Origin of the sequence: Pseudomonas luteola NBRC 103146 (genome assembly GCF_002091675.1) — a bacterium.
Taxonomy (GTDB): domain Bacteria; phylum Pseudomonadota; class Gammaproteobacteria; order Pseudomonadales; family Pseudomonadaceae; genus Chryseomonas; species Chryseomonas luteola.
The window spans coordinates 24,852-41,702 of the sequence record NZ_BDAE01000006.1 but is presented as its reverse complement, the minus strand read 5'-3'; the positions used below and the strand labels follow the sequence as shown (position 1 = coordinate 41,702).

15 protein-coding genes are annotated in these 16,851 nt (G+C 56.4%); 11 read left to right on the top strand and 4 right to left on the bottom strand.

Annotated elements, in window-relative coordinates; all coding sequences use genetic code 11:
• Nucleotides 1-75: 75 nt before the first annotated feature.
• Complete coding sequence (locus PLU01S_RS09305; protein WP_074827607.1) at nt 76-792, top strand: tellurite resistance TerB family protein; 717 nt, start codon at nt 76-78, stop codon at nt 790-792.
• Here the strand turns inward: PLU01S_RS09305 and PLU01S_RS09300 are convergent, their stop codons facing one another.
• Nucleotides 793-1,707 carry a LysR family transcriptional regulator gene (locus PLU01S_RS09300; protein WP_074827605.1) on the bottom strand — a complete coding sequence of 305 codons (915 nt, stop codon included), beginning with the start codon at nt 1,705-1,707 and terminating at the stop codon, nt 793-795. It abuts the gene before it with no gap.
• Between the two features lie 132 nt (nt 1,708-1,839).
• Between PLU01S_RS09300 and PLU01S_RS09295 the strand changes: the two genes are divergently transcribed.
• From PLU01S_RS09295 to PLU01S_RS09265, 7 genes are all read left to right on the top strand, one after another.
• Nucleotides 1,840-3,507 carry a GMC family oxidoreductase gene (locus PLU01S_RS09295; RefSeq protein ID WP_074827603.1) on the top strand — a complete coding sequence of 556 codons (1,668 nt, stop codon included), beginning with the start codon at nt 1,840-1,842 and terminating at the stop codon, nt 3,505-3,507.
• A gap of 122 nt (nt 3,508-3,629) precedes the next feature.
• On the top strand, nt 3,630-5,252 hold the full coding sequence (locus PLU01S_RS09290) for an MFS transporter (protein ID WP_010797606.1): 1,623 nt from the start codon (nt 3,630-3,632) through the stop codon (nt 5,250-5,252).
• Between the two features lie 250 nt (nt 5,253-5,502).
• A protein-coding gene (gene prfB / locus PLU01S_RS09285) for a peptide chain release factor 2 (protein ID WP_100217761.1) occupies nt 5,503-6,598 on the top strand; the annotation gives its coding sequence in 2 pieces (ribosomal slippage) (nt 5,503-5,574 and nt 5,576-6,598; 1,095 coding nt in all).
• A 62-nt stretch (nt 6,599-6,660) separates the two neighbouring features.
• A complete protein-coding gene (gene lysS, locus PLU01S_RS09280; RefSeq protein WP_010797608.1) occupies nt 6,661-8,163 on the top strand; it encodes a lysine--tRNA ligase in 1,503 nt (500 codons plus the stop codon).
• A gap of 144 nt (nt 8,164-8,307) precedes the next feature.
• Nucleotides 8,308-9,603 (top strand): flavohemoglobin expression-modulating QEGLA motif protein, encoded by a 1,296-nt coding sequence (locus PLU01S_RS09275; protein ID WP_010797609.1) that lies wholly within the window; start codon nt 8,308-8,310, stop codon nt 9,601-9,603.
• Nucleotides 9,604-9,641: 38 nt separating this feature from the next.
• Nucleotides 9,642-10,379 (top strand): TIGR00266 family protein, encoded by a 738-nt coding sequence (locus PLU01S_RS09270; protein ID WP_074827601.1) that lies wholly within the window; start codon nt 9,642-9,644, stop codon nt 10,377-10,379.
• Between the two features lie 25 nt (nt 10,380-10,404).
• Nucleotides 10,405-10,911 carry an O-acetyl-ADP-ribose deacetylase gene (locus tag PLU01S_RS09265; protein WP_074827599.1) on the top strand — a complete coding sequence of 169 codons (507 nt, stop codon included), beginning with the start codon at nt 10,405-10,407 and terminating at the stop codon, nt 10,909-10,911.
• Nucleotides 10,912-10,966: 55 nt separating this feature from the next.
• Here PLU01S_RS09265 and lptF read toward each other — a convergent pair whose 3' ends face one another.
• From lptF to PLU01S_RS09250, 3 genes are all read right to left on the bottom strand, one after another.
• Nucleotides 10,967-11,740, bottom strand: coding sequence for a lipotoxin F family OmpA-related lipoprotein LptF (gene lptF, locus PLU01S_RS09260; protein ID WP_010797612.1), 774 nt, complete (start codon nt 11,738-11,740; stop codon nt 10,967-10,969).
• Nucleotides 11,741-11,786: 46 nt separating this feature from the next.
• Nucleotides 11,787-12,230, bottom strand: coding sequence for a DUF4398 domain-containing protein (locus PLU01S_RS09255; protein WP_074827598.1), 444 nt, complete (start codon nt 12,228-12,230; stop codon nt 11,787-11,789).
• A 245-nt stretch (nt 12,231-12,475) separates the two neighbouring features.
• Entirely contained in the window at nt 12,476-12,814 is a 339-nt protein-coding gene (locus tag PLU01S_RS09250) for a hypothetical protein (protein WP_019366554.1), read from the bottom strand.
• 123 nt (nt 12,815-12,937) lie between these two features.
• On the opposite strand from PLU01S_RS09250, the gene ppc reads away from it, so the two are divergent.
• From ppc to PLU01S_RS09235, 3 genes are all read left to right on the top strand, one after another.
• Entirely contained in the window at nt 12,938-15,577 is a 2,640-nt protein-coding gene (gene ppc / locus PLU01S_RS09245) for a phosphoenolpyruvate carboxylase (RefSeq protein ID WP_074827594.1), read from the top strand.
• A 275-nt stretch (nt 15,578-15,852) separates the two neighbouring features.
• Entirely contained in the window at nt 15,853-16,500 is a 648-nt protein-coding gene (gene adk, locus PLU01S_RS09240; RefSeq protein WP_010797616.1) for an adenylate kinase, read from the top strand.
• Between the two features lie 161 nt (nt 16,501-16,661).
• Nucleotides 16,662-16,850: a CsbD family protein gene (locus tag PLU01S_RS09235; RefSeq protein ID WP_074827592.1), complete on the top strand. Its 189-nt coding sequence runs from the start codon at nt 16,662-16,664 to the stop codon at nt 16,848-16,850.
• Nucleotide 16,851 lies beyond the last annotated feature (1 nt).

Here is a 16,851-nt window from a genome sequence, read left to right as displayed (position 1 = left end):
GAGCCCTCCGCTGCATGAACCATCTGCCGGTGTGTCTTGCCCTAATAGGTATCTGCCATTATCTGGAGAGCAATGATGCAAACACGTGGCCTGCTGGATCAATTACTCAAGACAGGGCAGGACATGCTCGCCAAGCAGGGCGGCCTGTCCGGTGCACTTGGAAAGTTGAATCAAGGTAATGCGAAGTCTCAAACCCCTTCGTCGAAAGACCCTCTGGGCGGCATGCTGTCGAGTGCAGGCGGCGGAGCGCTGGCCGCCAGTGTGTTGGGGATGCTTTTGCGCGGCAAGGGCGCCAGCCGTATGGGAGGTGGCCGGATGGCCAAGTATGGTGGGCTGGTCGCGCTGGGTACCCTGGCCTACCAGGCTTATACAAACTGGCAGAAAAACCAGGCCAATGCGCCTCAGACCGAGCCTCAGACAGTGGATCGTGCGCCGGAAGGAAAGGTGGAGCAGCATAGTCAGGCCATTCTGAAGGCACTTATTGCGGCAGCCAAGGCAGACGGGCATATCGATGATCAGGAGCGTAAGCTCATTGATGACGAAATGAATCGACATGCAGATGATCCTGAGCTTCAGAATTGGCTGCGTCAGGAAATCAATAAGCCACTGGACCCTGCCGAAATTGCTGCCAGCGCCAAGACGCCGGAAATGGCTGCCGAGATTTACCTGGCAAGTCTGTTGATGGCCGATGATCAGCAAGTGATGGAAAAGGCCTATCTCGACGAGCTGGCGCGTCATCTAAACCTGGATCCCGCCCTCCGGGCTGAGCTGGATAGCAAGGCCAAGGGCTGATCATGTGTCCGGGCCGTCTTGCTCGGCGGCCTGGCCCATCAAGACATGTTGGTGTTGCTCGCACAGGCCAACCAGAAAATCCCAGACAACGCGCAGCCGCACCGTTCGATGAAGTTCTCGGCGCGATGATATCCAGTAGTGCCGAATGACTCGCTCCTGCGGCAGGACTGGTATCAACAGGGGATCGCGGCTTCCCAGGTAGTAGGGAAGGATGGCAATGCCGATTCCCGCCTGAGCCGCCATTTGCTGAGCCAGCACGCTGGTGCTCCGGAACGCTACTTGCGGGTGCTTGCACATTGTCTGGAGAAAAAGCAGTTCTTTGGTGAATATCAGGTCGTCTACGTAGCCAATCCAGCGATGGCGGGAGAGATCTTCCCGTGAGTGAAGGGGAGGCGCTTTTTCCAGATAAGCTGAACTGGCGTACAGTTGGAGACAATAGCTGCTGAGTTTTCGAGCGATGACCAAGTCAGCGCTAGGCCGCTCGAGCGTAATGGCGATGTCCGCCTCCCGGTTGGTAATACTGACAAAGCGGGGAACCGAGACCAGCTCGATTTCAAGGCCCGGATAGCGCTCCAGTAAGGTTGCCAGCCGCCCGGCGAGGAAGCCCGTGCCCAGTCCTTCCGTCACCCCAAGGCGAACCTGGCCCAGGGGATTTACGCTACAGGTCATTTCTTCCTGCGCCAGAAGGGCGGATTCCTCCATGGCCTCGGCATGCTTGAGTAATGCCTGACCGGCTGGTGTGAGCTGATACCCCTGGGTGTGCTGAACGAGAAGCTGCGTGCCCAGGGTGCGTTCGAGCGATTCGATGTGCCGAGCGACGGTCGTGTGGCTGGTTCCCATACGCCTGGCCGCGGATAGCAAGCGCCCGCTGCGCTGTAGCTCCAGAAAGAAGCGGAGGTCGTCCCATTTAAACATTCGCGTGACTCCTCACCTAGGTAACTGCTGTGCATTTTTGAACAACGGCTGCCTGAAAATGATTGTTCTTGTTCTGAAATACTCCGTCTAGCATGAAGAGCAATAACAAGTACAACAAGAGCAGATGTTCTGATGACCACTCTTCCGAATTCATACGACTATGTCATCGTTGGCGCAGGTCCTGCCGGTTGCCTGCTGGCCAATCGGCTATCGGCTGATCCTTCGGTTCGCGTGTTGCTTCTAGAGGCGGGCGGCCGTGATACCTATCCCTGGATTCACATTCCTGTCGGCTATCTCTACTGTATCAATAATCCCCGTACTGACTGGTGTTTCAAGACCGAGCCCGAACCTGGTCTCAACGGGCGGGCGCTGGGTTATCCGCGCGGCAAGGTGATGGGAGGTTGCTCTTCTATCAACGGCATGATTTATATGCGTGGTCAGGCGCGTGACTATGACGAGTGGGCGGCTGCGGGTAATGCCGGTTGGGGTTGGAAGGATGTCTTGCCGCTATTCAGGCGCATGGAGAATCACTACGCAGGAGCGTCTGAGCTGCATGGGGCGGGTGGTGAGTGGCGCGTCGAGAAACAGCGCCTGAGCTGGGATATTCTCGAAACATTCCGTCGCGCAGCGGCAGAGTCGGGCATTCCTTCGGTCGAAGACTTCAATACGGGTGACAATGAGGGCTGTGGTTTCTTTCAGGTCAATCAACGTAGCGGAGTTCGATGGAACGCAGTCAAGGCCTTTCTCAAGCCTGTCCGGCAGCGAGCCAACCTGACGATCGTGACCAATGCCGAGGCGGATCGGGTCATCTTGGAGGACGGACGGGCCCGTGCCGTTCAGGTCGTACGGAAGGGGCAATTGCAGCGCTTTATCGCGCGTCGGGAAATTATCCTGTGCAGCGGTGCCATAGGCTCTCCCGCCATCTTGCAGCGCTCGGGTATTGGCCCGCGACCGCTATTGGAGCGGCTCGGGATTGGTGTTCAACATGAACTGCCCGGCGTTGGTGCAAACCTTCAGGATCACCTGCAGTTACGTCTGATCTACAAGGTCTCGGGTATTCATACGCTCAATCAAATGGCCAGTAGCCTATGGGGTAAGCTGAACATGGGCCTGCAGTACGCATTCGGACGCCGCGGCCCGCTGGCCATGGCGCCGAGCCAGCTGGGTGCTTTTGCTCGCTCCGAGCCGAGCCAACTGTCTGCCAATCTGCAATACCATGTTCAGCCCTTGTCGCTGGATCGCTTCGGCGAGCCGCTGCACACCTTTCCAGCATTCACGGCCTCAGTGTGCAACCTGCGACCAGAGAGCCGGGGGCGAGTGGAAATTCGTTCGGCAGAACTTGATGCTGCGCCGCTGATCCAGCCGAACTATCTCAGCCATGAGGCGGATCTCAAGGTCGCTGCTGATGCTATTCGTCTAACACGACGTATTGTCGGCTCGCCGGCCCTGGCACCTTATGCACCGGAAGAGTACCTGCCGGGTCCGGTCTTTCAGACAGAGGAGCAGCTAAGAATGGCTGCCGGCAGTATTGGTACTACCATCTTTCATCCTGTGGGGACCTGCAAGATGGGGGCAGGTCCCGAGGCGGTCGTGGATGCTCAGTTGCGCGTTCATGGGGTACCGGGGCTACGTATTGCCGATGCGTCGATCATGCCCACTATCGTGTCGGGTAATACCTGCTCACCTACGTTGATGATCGCGCAGAAGGCGGCCGAACTGATAGTGGCAAGCCAGCGAGACGAGCGGCTGACCCATGCTGCCCAGACGATCCGACGTGAGCCGGAGCGGCTGGCAATCTGAGCAACACAAGGCAATCTCAACGAAGGCAGTACCGCTTGAACAGGCCGTATGGGGTTCTGGCGTCCCGCAGTGAATAACAATGACAACAGACACTGAGACCCCACGAGGGTCGGGAGACAAGCATGGCAGAATATGCCCAGGCCAGCGGCTACAGCCGCACCGTCAGCAGCACCCGTGAAGAGCGCAAGGTTATCTTTGCCTCTTCTTTGGGGACCGTGTTCGAGTGGTATGACTTTTTTCTTTATGGCGCCCTGGCGGCCGTGATCAGCAAGCAGTTCTTCGCAGGTGTCAACGAAACTACCGCCTTCATCTTTGCCCTGCTGGCTTTTTCGGCGGGCTTTCTGGTCAGGCCGTTTGGTGCACTTGTCTTTGGCAGGCTAGGCGACAAGATCGGCCGCAAATATACATTTCTGGCAACCATCCTATTGATGGGTGTTTCTACCTTTGGGGTTGGATTGTTGCCTACCTATGCCTCCATCGGACTTGCCGCCCCCATTTTGTTAGTTACGTTGCGATTGCTTCAGGGGCTGGCGCTGGGTGGCGAATATGGAGGAGCCGCCACTTATGTGGCTGAACACGCACCGGCTGGCAAGCGGGGTAGCTATACCAGTTGGATTCAGTCAACAGCAACCCTTGGGCTTCTGCTTTCGCTACTGGTCATTCTGGTCTGTCGGAAGCTGACCGGTGACGCATTCGAAACTTGGGGCTGGCGCTTGCCGTTCCTGTTTTCGATTGTGCTGTTGGGTATCTCAACCTGGATTCGTCTGTCGATGCACGAGTCCCCGGCGTTTCTCAAAATGAAGTCCGAAGGCAAGACGAGCCATTCTCCTATTAGGGATTCGTTCACCCGCTGGAGCAATTTGCGCGTTGTGTTGATTGCGTTATTCAGCATCAATGCCGGCCAGGCAGTAACTTTTTATACCGCGCAGTTCTACGTCCTGTTCTTTCTGACGCAAATGCTCAAGATGGACGCCGCCCTGGCTAATACGCTGCTTATCATCTCGATTGTCATCGGTGCGCCTTTCTTTGTCTTTTTTGGTTGGCTGTCCGATAAGGTCGGTCGCAAGCCGATTATGATGCTAGGACTGCTGCTGGCAACGGTTTGCTATTTTCCAATCTTCAAGGCTTTGGGGCATTACGCCAATCCGGAGATTGATATGGCCAGCCGGCAGGCACCGATTACCGTCGAGGCGGATCCTGCCACCTGTACCTTCCAGTTCGATCCTGTCGGCAAGGCACGCTTCGACAGTCCGTGCGATCGGGTCAAGGCACTTCTGGTAAAGCGCGGCCTGCCTTATCAGACCGCTGAAGGTGCCGCTGGCAGTGAGATCGTCGTACGGGTAGGGCAACAGGAAGTACGCGGTTATGATGCGGCTACCCTGAGCGCAGCAGTGGACGCAGCCGGTTATCCACAAAAGGCTGATCCGGCGGCCATTAATCAGGGCATGGTCGTGCTGTTGATCGTTGCGCTGATTTTGATCGCTACCATGACGTATGGTCCATTGGCAGCATTGATGGTGGAACTGTTTCCGACCCGTATCCGATATACCTCGCTATCGCTGCCATACCATGTTGGCAACGGCTGGTTCGGCGGTCTGTTGCCTACCGTGTCCTTTGCGCTTGTCGTGTATACCGGCGATATTTTTTATGGCCTGTGGTATCCAGTGCTTATTACTGGGGGCAGTCTGGTGGTAGGCCTGCTGTTCCTGCGTGAGACCCGTCATGTCGATATTCACGCAGATTAAGCGCACTCAAAGGTCTGGGCTGTGTAGGCCGCGCTGTAAACTGTGCCGCCTGTATCGGATGTCGTACCGGTAGGCGCCAAGCGGCATGAGTCGACCGGAGCCTGCAGCAGTGCTTTTCCATGCTGCTGTAGGCCATTCGGAGGGGCTGAATAACGGAGGGACGAACAAACACCGGCAAAGGCTGCCGGATCGGAGCCGGTTGCAGTATACTCGCAGGCTTTTCCACGTTTTCCGCGAGTGATTGCCAGCCATGGAAATCAACCCGATTCTGAACAGTATCAAAGACCTCACCGGACGTACCCAGACCATTCGGGGGTATCTTTGACTACGATCATAAAAAAGATCGTTTGACCGAAGTTGAGCGCGAGCTCGAAGATCCAAGCGTCTGGAACAAGCCTGAGTACGCTCAGAGCCTTGGCAAGGAACGCGCCCAGCTGGCTCAGGTAGTCGAAACCCTTGATGAGCTTTCCGGTGGTCTGGCCGATGCAAACGACCTGCTGGAAATGGCTGCCGAGGAAAATGACGAAGGCGCTGTCAACGATGTGGCCACCGAGGTCGAGCGTTTGCGCGAGATTCTCGAGAAGCTCGAGTTCCGTCGCATGTTCAGTGGCGAGATGGATCCGAACAATGCCTACCTCGACATCCAGGCTGGTTCCGGTGGTACAGAGGCTCAGGATTGGGCCAATATGCTGCTGCGCATGTACCTGCGCTGGGCTGACAAACACGGCTTCGAGACGACCATCATGGAGCTCTCCGAAGGTGAAGTGGCAGGTATCAAGGGCGCAACCGTTCATGTGAAGGGTGAGTATGCGTTCGGCTGGCTCAAGACTGAAATCGGCGTACATCGCCTGGTTCGCAAGAGTCCATTCGATTCGGGCAACCGCCGCCACACGTCGTTTACGGCCGTCTTCGTTTCGCCGGAGATCGATGACAACATCGAAATCGAGATCAACCCAGCCGACCTGCGGATCGATACCTACCGTTCCTCCGGCGCGGGTGGTCAGCACGTTAACACCACGGACTCGGCGGTGCGTATCACCCACGTGCCCACCAATACGGTGGTCAGCTGCCAGAACGAGCGCTCCCAGCACGCCAACAAGGACACCGCCATGAAAATGCTGCGGGCCAAGTTGTATGAGCAGGAAATGCAGAAACGTACGGCCGCTTCCCAGGCGTTGGAAGACTCCAAGTCCGATATCGGCTGGGGCCACCAGATCCGCTCCTATGTACTCGACCAGTCTCGGATCAAGGATCTGCGTACCGGCATCGAGAACAGCAACTGCGATGCGGTACTGGACGGCGACCTGGACGAGTTTATCGAGGCCAGCCTCAAGCAGGGCCTGTAACACTACCTTAAACGCCTTCTCCGACAGGAGAGGGCTGATCCCGTGATGGAAATACCCAGACCATGAGCGAACAACCTTTAGACCAACATGCCCAAGAGCAGGAACACAACAAGCTGATTGCCCAGCGCAAGGAAAAGCTTGCAGCCCTGCGCGCCGAGCAGCGCATCGCGTTCCCGAATGACTTCCGCCGCGACAGCTACTGTGCGGATCTGCAGAAAGCCTATGAAGGCAAAAGCAAGGAAGAGCTGGCCGAAGCGGGCATTAAGGTCAAGATTGCTGGCCGCATCATGCTCAACCGCGGTGCGTTCATGGTTCTTCAGGACATGACCGGCCGGCTACAGGTTTATGTAGACCGCAAGAAGCTGCCAGCGGAAACGCTGGAAGCCATCAAGACCTGGGATCTGGGCGATATCATCGCGGCCGAGGGCACACTGGCCCGCTCCGGCAAGGGCGACCTGTATGTAGACATGGACAATGTTCGTCTGCTGACCAAGTCTCTGCGTCCTCTGCCTGACAAGCATCACGGCCTGACCGATACCGAGATGCGCTACCGTCAGCGCTACGTCGACTTGATCGTCAACGACGACGTCCGCCATACGTTCCGTGTACGCTCGCAGGTGATCGCTCACATTCGCCAGTTCCTGCGGGATCGTGACTTCCTCGAAGTCGAAACGCCCATGCTGCAGACCATCCCAGGCGGTGCGGCGGCCAAGCCCTTCGAGACGCATCACAATGCGCTGGATATCGATATGTTCCTGCGTATCGCTCCAGAGCTTTATCTGAAGCGACTCGTAGTGGGTGGCTTCGAGCGCGTGTTCGAGATCAACCGCAACTTCCGTAACGAAGGCGTATCGACTCGGCATAACCCTGAATTCACTATGCTTGAGTTCTACCAGGCGTATGCCGATTACGAAGACAACATGGACCTGACCGAGGAATTGTTCCGCGAGCTGGCCATGGCGGTTCTGGGTACCACCGATGTGCCGTACCAGGGCAAGGTCTTCCACTTCGGTGAGCCGTTTGCACGCTTGTCCGTGTTCGACTCGATCCTGAAGTACAACCCCGAGATCAGCGCTGATGATCTGCGTGACATCGAGAAAGCACGTGCGATTGCCAAGAAGGCCGGTGCGGACGTCAAGGGCTTCGAAGGGCTTGGCAAGCTACAAACCATGATTTTCGAAGAGCTGGTCGAGCACAAACTGGAGCAGCCTACGTTCATTACTCAGTATCCGTTCGAAGTCTCTCCGCTGGCCCGTCGTAACGACGACGATCCAAGTGTGACTGACCGCTTCGAGCTGTTCATCGGTGGCCGTGAAATCGCCAACGCCTATTCCGAACTTAACGATGCGGAAGACCAGGCTGAGCGCTTCCATGCTCAGGTGGCCGATAAGGACGCCGGTGATGACGAAGCCATGCATTTCGATGCCGACTTCGTGGCGGCGCTGGAATACGGCATGCCGCCAACGGCAGGTGAGGGCATCGGTATCGACCGTCTGGTCATGCTGTTGACCGACTCTCCGTCGATCCGTGACGTAATTCTGTTCCCGCATATGCGCCCGCTGTAAGCAGTCGCTGTAAACAAAGAACCGCCTTTATGGCGGTTCTTTTATTTCTGGCGTACCCGAGATCTGTCGAACCGCCGTTTACCCAGGCAGTCGATACGCTATCCTGCATACGTCAGGGTTTGTCTTCCCTGTAATGAGGTGGGCATGAATTCACGCAAGGTGAAAAACCAGTACCAAGAGACGATTCGCACGCTTTCCGATCGTATCGTGGCGGCCCAGGCCCCCATCCGGATTCTCGATGCGGTGAAGTGGGAGGATGAGGTTAAACAGCGCTTTCTCGATGGCAAGGGCAAGATGCTACCCCCGGTGGATCGCGCCTACTATGAACAGCGGCCGTTAGGGTTCGACCCGGATGAGGTCAAGGGCGAGTTTCAAAGCATCGAGCGGGAAGTGACCCGGCACCTGGGGCAATTCAGCCCGGTGGGGCAAATCATGCGGCGTATGTGTCGTGAGTACCGCATGGTCGTGCGGATGCTTCAGGCGCGAGGGACGCGAGATTTTGGCCTGATCTCCCAGGAACTCTATGGGGCAGCGTCCGATGCCTTTCATGCCGGTGACCCGACTCTGGCGGATCTAGGCATGATGATGTCGGATTATCTGAACAACATCGATAAGCGCAGCGATCTCAAAGACGAGCCCAAGACACTCACCGCCAAGGAAGCTGCACCGATGCTGCAGCAGCGCCTGAATGCAGTATTTGGAGAAGACGAAGGCACTATCCGTGTGTTCGAATCAGATGGAATCGTTGCCGACGCTGCCGCAGGTGCGGATTACATCAAGATCCGGGCGGACGCCATGTTCAACGAACGTGATATTCGTGCGTTGGAGGTTCATGAGGGGTTGGTCCATGTCGGGACAACACTGAACGGTCAGAATCAGCCGATCTGCACCTTTCTCTCGAAAGGACCGCCATCGTCCACCGTTACGCAGGAAGGCTTGGCTATCCTCATGGAGGTCATCGCCTTTACTTCTTACCCTTCACGCCTGCGCAAGCTGACCAATCGTACCCGTGCTATTCACATGGCAGAGGAGGGTGCTGATTTTCTGGATGTCTTCCGCTTCTATGAGGAGCAGGGTTACAGCCTGGAGGATGGTTACCAGAACGCCAGTCGCGTATTCCGCGGTTCTACACCTTCCGAGTTACCGTTTACCAAAGACCTCTCCTATCTCAAGGGCTTCATTCTCATCTACAACTACATTCAGCTGGCCGTTCGTAAGGGTAAGGTAGAGCAGATTCCCCTGTTGTTTTGTGGCAAGACCACCCTGGAAGACATGCGCATCCTGAGCCAGCTGGTTGAAGAGGGTCTGGTCGCGCCGCCCAAATACCTGCCGCCCCAGTTCCAGGATCTCAATGCCTTATCGGCCTGGATGTGTTTTTCCAACTTCCTGAACCATCTCAGCCTGGATCGAATCGAAGCGGATTACGCCAATATCATTTGACCACGCCGACGCCTTGTGTCGGCTTACAGGAGTAAGCCATGCCCAGTCATGAGATCGATTACCGCATCATTGGTGAGTCCATGCAGGCGGTGGAAATCGGACTTGATCCCGGCGAGACCGTTATCGCCGAGGCAGGTGCCATGACCTATATGGAGGAGGACATAGATTTCACCGCCCGCATGGGGGACGGATCCGGCGGGGTGCTGGGCAAGCTGTGGAGCGCTGGTAAACGCATGATGGGCGGCGAATCGCTATTTATGACGCATTTCACCAATGAGGGGAAGCGCAAGCGTCATGTAGCCTTCGCTGCGCCTTATCCAGGACACGTTGTGCCGGTTGACCTCTCAGTTATTGGCGGTACGCTTTTCTGTCAGCGCGATGCCTTCCTGTGTGCTGCGCTAGGTACGCGTGTAGGCGTAGCGTTTACCCGCCGCCTGGGGGCCGGCTTCTTTGGTGGTGAGGGTTTCATCCTGGAAAAGCTGGAAGGCGATGGTCTGGCCTTCATGCATGCGGGCGGTACGGTCATTCGCAAAGAGCTCAATGGGGAAACGCTCCGGCTTGATACCGGGTGTCTGGTTGGTTTCACCGAAGGTATCGATTACAGCATTGGCTTGGCAGGCGGCCTACGCAGCATGCTGTTTGGCGGTGAGGGCTTGGTATTGGCAACCCTAAAAGGACACGGCTCCGTATGGGTCCAAACGCTCCCTTTTTCACGTCTCGCTGAGCGCGTCTATGAAGCAACGACCAAGGCGCAAGGCGAGAAAGGCAGTGAATAGCCATCCATCGCTCGTAGAGGTTTGAATGAAAATTCGGGTATGGCAAGGAGATATTACCGCGTTGGATGTTGATGTCATCGTCAACGCGGCGAATGAGCGTCTGCTAGGCGGGACTGGCGTTGATGGCGCGATTCACCGGGCAGCGGGTCCTGAACTCTTGGGGTATTGCCGACGACTGGGCGGATGCCCGGTAGGAGAAGCCAGGCTTACGCCTGGTTTCAATCTTCAGGCCCGCTTCATCATTCATACCGTCGGGCCGGTTTGGAGCGGAGGCAATTCAGGTGAGCCCGAGCAGTTAGCGCGGTGTTATCGAAACACGTTGGCGCTGGCTGAAAGTATCGATGCCCGTACCCTGGCTTTTCCTGCGATCAGCTGTGGTGTCTATGGATATCCTGCGGAGCAAGCGGCACGCGTTGCGGTATCCGTTCTCCAAGAGCCCAGACCGGAAGGTAGCTCGATTCGTGAAGTCATCCTGGTAGCGTTCTCCACTGAAATGGCAGGGGTATTAACTAACGCTACGCTCATTGATTGATCACCCGCCCATAAAAAAAGCCCGGCATTAGCCGGGCTTTTAGGATGGTCACCTATTACATGCGTGGTGCAACCGGATTCGCGTCGTTGGAAATAGTAACCTCTACGCGACGATTCATGGCGCGATCAGCTGCGGTAGAGTTGCTAGCTACCGGGAATGCCTTGCCATAGCCTCGGGTTACGATGCGATTAGGTGATATGCCCATGCTGACCAGCGCGGTCTTGATAGCATTCGCACGGCGCTCGGACAGCTGCTGGTTGTACGAGTCAGAACCCGTGCTATCAGTGTAGCCTTCAACAATGACCTGACGTTCTGGGTTCTGCTGCAGGAAGCTGGCCAGCTGCTGAACGTTGGTCATGCCTGCGGGCTTAAGTGTGGCCTGGTTCAGATCGAATAGTACGTTGCCGAAGGTTACGACAGTACCACGATCCGTCTGCTTGGCGTTAAGCTGGCTTTGCAGCTGCTTGAGCTGCGCAGTACGGGCATCCAGACGAGCCTGGGTACGCTGTGCGTCAACGCCTTGCAGCTGCTGCTCGGTCATGCGCAGCTTGACAGTTTGCATGGCCAGTTGAATGCGCTGGTTGGCCAGGTACGCTAGTTGGTCGACCTTCTCCTGCTTGTCGCCTTCACGGTAAGCACGGCTGGCCTTGTCTACCCAGTCACCAGCATCCTTGGTTTCCAGCGCAGCCAGCTGAGAGGACTGAGGCTGGGATTGTAGTGCTGCATAGTCAGCCTGGGCCTTCTCAAGGTTCGGGTTTGGTGGAGTCGAACAGGCAGCCAGGGCGATGCTCAGGGCAGATACGGCAGGGATAAGAAACTGTTTACGCATAACATTCATCCTTTAGGCATAAGACGGGAATAGGGGATGGGTCAGCTTATGGCTGGCGTTGGTTCTGCTTTTGCTGCAGCTCGCCGTTGATCATCCCTTCCTCGCGGATCTGCTGAATGCTCTTCTGAGCGTCCTGGAGGGCTGCATCAGCCTTGGCAGCCTGGGTCTTGCGAGTTGCCAGACGTGCGTCCCACTCGGCCTGCTCGGCCAATTGCTTGGCTTTTTCGTAGTTCTTTTCGTTCAGTGCTGTTTGAGCCTGTGTCCACTTGTCCTGGGCAGACTTGGTTTCCAGCGGAGCGTACTGATTGCCGCCACCACTTACCGCTTCATTGACTGCGGATTGAGTAACGGCCATCTGCTCACTAGGCGGATCACCTGCGCAGCCGGTCAGGATCAGTGCACTGCCTAGCGCCAGTGCAGCGAATTTCAAACCACAGGCTTTTTGTATCGATTTCTTGGCAGTCAATGTATTCATAGGGCTCAGCTCCATTAATAGTCCGAACAGCTAAATTGTTCCCTGGCTGACAGGGTAGCCGAGGCCTTTTATTACCTTCGCTATTTATCGGATCGAAGGTTATTGACAAAAAGCCTCTCATTTACTGGCTAACGTATGGACCGCTTCAAGTCACGAAATGTTCATCCCTTGTCTAAAAATCCATAGCACGCTAAGCGGTAAAACGGCATTTCAATCCAGCTAATGGCTTGTTCTGGCTAGGGTTATTGTGCGTCTGCCGATCATGTGGACGAATCGTTTTTGTTGAGCTCAGCCAGGTGCTTCTTCGACAGTTCCAGAAAGCGTGGCGTAGGGCCAACATCTTCATAAAGTGGATCACCCAGCTCGTCCGTTGCTACGACTCGCTGTCCCTTGACATAGGGAAAGCTGGCTTCAAGCTCCTCTAGCGCCGCGCCTACCAGCTCAGCCAAGAGTTCTTCTACGCTACGCTTTGGATACATTTCGTGGAGGGCATGCAACCGGGCCGCGGATTCAAGGTCCAGAACCAAGTTGTAGTGTGCGTGGGCCATACGGCCTGTAGCGTTCTGCTCCCATTCCTTTACGAGCTCGCTGATCTTCATGAGAATCTCCTTGGACTGACCGTTTCGTTGCAGTTCTACAAAAGCTAGACAGCAGAGTGTCGTACGAGGTCCCTGGCGCAGGTGTGCTAGAACAACAAAGAGAACAACGAAAGAGGGATAAACATGGTCGTCGAGATTGATGTTCGTCTGCGGGAAGATGTTCACCGACTGGGAGAGCTGTTAGGGCAGACCATTTCCGATCAGTATGGTCCTGCCTTTCTGGAAAAGATCGAGCGTATCCGAAAGGGCGCGAAAGCTTCGCGTGGCGGGTCGCTCCGTGGCGAAAGACAGCTGTCCGAGACGCTCAATTCGTTGGATGAGTCCGAACTGCTACCAGTTGCCAGAGCCTTCAATCATTTCCTGAACCTGGCCAATATCGCCGAGGAGTATCACCGTATCCGTCGGCGTAGCGCTGGCGAGCCGGCACCGCTGGAAGACCGGGTGCTCCAGGAAGTTCTGTCCCGGCTCAAACAGGCGGGGCACACTGGGCCAAAGCTTGCCGAGCAGCTGTCTCAGCTGAGTGTCGAGTTGGTTCTCACGGCGCATCCAACGGAGGTTGCTCGCAGAACGCTGATTCAGAAGTACGAGGAGATTACCGAACAGCTGGCCGCCCAGGATCACGATGATTTGACGGCTGCCGAGCGGCACGAGGTGCAGCAGCGACTGCGCCGCCTCATTGCGGAAGCCTGGCATACCGAAGAGATTCGCCGACAGCGGCCCACGCCTGTCGATGAGGCCAAATGGGGATTCGCCGTTATTGAAAACTCCCTTTGGCATGCAGTACCCAGACTGCTGCGGCAAGTAGACGAAACCTTACAGGAGGCTACTGGAGAACGTCTGCCGTTGCTGGCAACGCCTGTTCGATTCGCTTCCTGGATGGGCGGCGATCGTGATGGGAATCCGAATGTAACGGCTACGATAACGCGCGAAGTGCTGCTGTTGGCACGCTGGATGGCGGCCGACTTGTACATGCGTGATGTAGACCGCCTTGCATCGGAGCTTTCCATGCAGCGTGCCTCGGCTGAACTCATGGCAGAGGTAGGTGATACACCTGAGCCGTACCGCGCCCTGCTCAAGCAACTACGCGAGCGACTCAAGGCCACGCGCGACTGGGCTGCCCGAGCCGTTCATGAGCCTCATATCCCCAGCACAGGGGTGCTTGAGCACAATGAAGAGCTCCTGGGACCTCTCAAGCTCTGCTATGAGTCGCTCCATGCTTGCGGAATGGGCGTTATCGCTGACGGGCCGTTGTTGGATGCGTTGCGTCGCGCTACTACCTTCGGGCTTTTCCTGGTGCGGCTGGATATCCGTCAGGATTCGACCCGCCATGCGTCAGCCATGAACGAAATTACAGAATATCTGGGGCTTGGCAGCTATGCCGGCTGGGATGAAGCGCGTCGGCTGACGTTTCTGGAAACCGAGCTTTCCAATCGCAGACCCTTGCTGGCACCGGATTACACGCCCTCGGCAGACACTGCCGAAGTGCTTGCAACCTGCCGTGTAATTGCCGAGTCACCTGCAGCAGCGCTGGGGTCCTATGTGATATCAATGGCGGGCTCAGCGTCAGATATCCTGGCCGTGCAACTCTTGCTCAAGGAAGCAGGCGTACGTCGACCCATGCGGGTGGTACCTTTATTCGAGACACTGGATGATCTTGATCATGCAGGCGAGGTCATTGAAAGCCTGTTGGCGCTGCCGGGCTATCGCGAACGGCTTCAGGGGCCCCAAGAGGTCATGATCGGCTATTCCGACTCGGCCAAGGATGCAGGAACCCTGGCTGCGGCCTGGGCGCAGTATCGTGCCCAGGAAGCCTTGGTAGACATCTGCAGCCGGCAGGGTATCGAACTCATCCTGTTCCATGGGCGCGGAGGCACGGTGGGACGCGGTGGCGGTCCTGCCCATGAGGCGATCCTTTCGCAGCCGCCAGGTTCGGTCTGCGGCCGTTTCCGGGTAACGGAGCAGGGCGAGATGATACGCTTCAAGTTTGGTCAGCCCGATATCGCGCGGCAGAATCTCAACCTTTACCTGGCTGCTGTCTTGGAGGCTACATTACAGCCGCCTCCAGTCCCTGAGCCGGAGTGGCGGGCTGACATGGATCGTCTGGCTGCAGACAGCCTGAAGGCTTATCGTGGCGTGGTGCGGGAGCATCCTCAGTTTGTTGACTACTTCCGCAGGGCTACGCCTGAGCAGGAACTGGGCCGTCTGCCCTTGGGCAGCCGCCCGGCGAAGCGTCGTGAGGGCGGGGTGGAAAGCCTGCGTGCCATCCCCTGGATTTTTGCCTGGACACAGACCCGCCTGATGTTGCCTGCCTGGTTGGGCTGGGAAACAGCGTTGGCTAGGGCCCTGGAGCGGGGTGATGAACAGCGGTTACAGCAGATGCGTGAGCGCTGGCCGTTCTTTCGTACTCGCATCGATATGCTGGAAATGGTTTTAGCCAAGGCTGACGGAGACATTGCCCGGCTCTATGACGAGCAGTTGGTGCCGGAGCAGTGGCGTGCGTTAGGGCAAGAGCTCCGCGACCTGTTGTCGCAGGCAGAGCGCTCTGTACTGCGTCTGACCGGCCAGGCCGAGCTGCTGGCTCACAACCCTCAAACGCGGGCGTTCATTGCCGTACGTAATATCTACCTTGATCCGCTACACCTGCTTCAAATCGAGCTGCTGGAACGTTCTCGACAGGCTGGAGAGGGCACGGCAAGCCCCCTGGATCAGGCCCTGCTGGTCAGCGTTGCAGGCATTGCGGCAGGCCTTCGCAATACGGGTTGAGGGCCGGTTCTGTTGTTTGAAAACGTCCTGTCTGCTCCTCATGAGCGAGCAGCAGGACGGTCAGCCAGGCAATCCTTCCATTTCATCTGGAAAGCACGAATAAATCCCTGCGACTTTTAGTGGCTTGTGCCCCCTCGTGATGCTGTGTATTTTGAATCCCCTTGACCGTCAAACGGCCAAATAAAACATCGAGACAGCCTGAGGATCGCAATGGCTCTGTTGAGCGGGCCACTTCAAGGCAAGTCCTGGATACCATCATTTAAGGAGCGACGTGCATGCGCGTGATACTGCTAGGGGCGCCCGGTGCCGGTAAAGGTACTCAGGCTCGGTTCATTACCGAGAAGTTTGGCATTCCGCAAATTTCCACTGGGGACATGCTGCGTGCTGCCGTCAAAGCCGGGACTCCGCTAGGTCAGCAGGTCAAAGGCGTCATGGACAGTGGTGGCCTGGTTTCCGACGAAATCATTATTGCCCTGATTTCCGAGCGTATCCTGGAAGCCGATTGCTCCAACGGTTTCCTCTTTGATGGTTTTCCTCGCACCATTCCACAGGCCGAGGCGCTGAAGAATGCTGGCGTCACCATTGATCACGTGCTTGAAATTGCCGTGGATGATGAAGAGATCGTCAAGCGTATGTCGGGTCGTCGCGTACATCCGGCTTCAGGTCGTGTGTACCACACGCTCTATAATCCGCCGAAAGTCGAAGGTAAAGACGACGAAACCGGAGAAGATCTGGTTCAGCGTGAAGATGACAAAGAAGAAACCGTACGTAAGCGTCTCGATCTGTACCATTCCCAGACCAAGCCGCTGGTAGACTTCTACCAGAAGCTAGCAGATGCTGAAGGTACGCCGAAGTGCAGCCGGGTTGAAGGTGTCGGGTCGGTCGAGTCGATTACGGCCAAGGTACTCGAAGCGCTCAAGTAAAGGCGTTTCCATCTGTTGCCAAACGGTCCTTTCAGGGCCGTTTTTAGTATCTGAAGGGAAAATGCAAAAAGCCAAAAAGCAGCCTCTCAAACAGGAATAGTTGAACTCCTCTGCCTTGCGCTTAGTCCTAATAAGGCACACAACGAAATTAGGAGAACGCTATGAGCAGCACAACAGATAAGATCAAAGGCACTGCGAACGAAGTAGCGGGTAAAGCCAAGCAAGGTGTAGGTGAGGCCACCAATAATCAGAGCCTCAAGAATGAAGGCGATACCCAAGAGATCAAGGGTAAAGGCCAGAAAGTGGTTGGCGATGTCAAAGATGGCGTCAAGAAAGCCGGCAACTTGTAAG